The sequence below is a fragment of the Veillonella sp. CAG:933 genome (assembly GCF_000431435.1).
Classification (GTDB): Bacteria; Bacillota; Negativicutes; order Veillonellales; family Veillonellaceae; genus Veillonella_A.
This window is the reverse complement of the sequence record NZ_HF986125.1, coordinates 1-1,554: the sequence shown is the minus strand read 5'-3', so window position 1 is coordinate 1,554 and position 1,554 is coordinate 1. Positions and strand designations below refer to the sequence as shown.

Here is a 1,554-nt window from a genome sequence, read left to right as displayed (position 1 = left end):
TTTCTACACACACTTTTTGTCCTATAACTCTTTTTTTGTCCGCATGCCTTTGAAATCAAAAAATAAAAGACCGATAAGACTAGATAAATACTAATCCTATCGGCCTAAAGACCAACTCAAAATGTCCTATAAGTTTATAATTAATTATTTAATATGTTTGCTGCCGCGTTCGGTCATTGGCACATGATCTTTACAAAGTGGGCATTCTTCCGGCTGGTAGGTCGGTACGGTAAGGTTCAATAAAGCCTGCACTTTGTCGTTTGGAATACCGAAGTCCGCTTTGCCGCCACTGCGGTTAACCAAGAGGCCTACGCCTACGATTTCACCTTGAGAAGCTTTTACTACGTCAACTACTTCGCGAACGGAACCGCCGGTGGTTACGATATCTTCAACGATGAGTACGCGTGTGCCCGGTTCAATGCGGAAACCGCGACGCAAAGTCATAACGCCTTTTTCACGTTCGGTGAAAATAGCACGGGTACCTAACGCTTTACCAACTTCGTGAGCCAATAAGATACCGCCCGTCATAGGTCCGATAACGAGTTCAACATTCTGATCCTTGAAGCGTTCGGCCAATTCTTGGCAAAGACGTTCCGTATATTTCGGATGTTGCAATACGTTGAATTTTTCAACATACATAGGGCTGTGAAGTCCGGAGGTCAAAAGAAAATGGCCTTCTAAAATCGCTTTGGTGTCAATTAATAATTGTTTTACTTCTTGTTCTGTCATCATGGGTGAACAGCCTCCATTTCTTCAACAATTAAACGAACCGCTTCCTGCGGATTGTCGGCTTTGGTAATAGGACGACCGATTACGAGTTTGGATGCACCGTCCGCTAAGGCACTCTTCGGTGTAGCAATGCGTTTTTGGTCATTGGCAGCGGCAAAGCTTGGGCGGATGCCCGGCGTTACGATGAGGAAGTCCTCGCCGCACGCTTCGCGAATGGCTTTGGCTTCCAATGGGGATGCGACAACGCCGTCCATGCCGGATTCTTTAGCGAGTTTGGCTAACCGGATTACCTGATCGCGAATCGGTAATTGACCGCCGATGGCAGTCCAAGCATCATCGTCAAAACTGGTGAGTACGGTTACGGCCAAGAGTTTAGGTCGTTCTACCTGTAATTTCTCAGCTGCTTCCGTAGCTGCTTTGGCCGCAGCGGCCATCATAACGGGACCGCCTTGGCTGTGCAAGGTGATGAGCTTGGCACCGAGGTGCGTCAAAGAGGTTACCCCCTGCGCTACTGTGTTTGGAATATCATGTAATTTCAAGTCGAGAAATACGGATTTTCCCTGCTCTTGTAAATACGTCACCGTTTCGGCACCGGCGGCATAAAATAATTCCATGCCCACTTTGTAATACGATACGGAATCACCTAAGGTAGTCACCAAGTTTTTTAACTGTTCCATGGTGGCCACATCAAGGGCTACTATAAGTCTGTCGTCTGCCATCGTAAGCCTCCTTTGATAATATATTCAAATAATTTTTACACAAAAACGAGGTAAAGTCAATTCTAAATTATTTGGGTTCATAGTATAATCAAATGCGACAAATAAA

Annotated in this window: 2 protein-coding genes; both read right to left on the bottom strand. The window is 45.6% G+C overall.

Annotation, left to right across the window (positions count from 1 at the left end):
* Positions 1 to 144 precede the first annotated feature (144 nt).
* Complete coding sequence (gene pyrE / locus QZL64_RS01090; protein ID WP_021840214.1) at positions 145 to 732, bottom strand: orotate phosphoribosyltransferase; 588 nt, start codon at positions 730 to 732, stop codon at positions 145 to 147.
* On the bottom strand, positions 729 to 1,448 hold the full coding sequence (gene pyrF / locus QZL64_RS01085) for an orotidine-5'-phosphate decarboxylase (RefSeq protein WP_021840213.1): 720 nt from the start codon (positions 1,446 to 1,448) through the stop codon (positions 729 to 731). The genes pyrE and pyrF overlap by 4 nt, the downstream gene beginning before the upstream one ends.
* Positions 1,449 to 1,554: the final 106 nt, after the last annotated feature.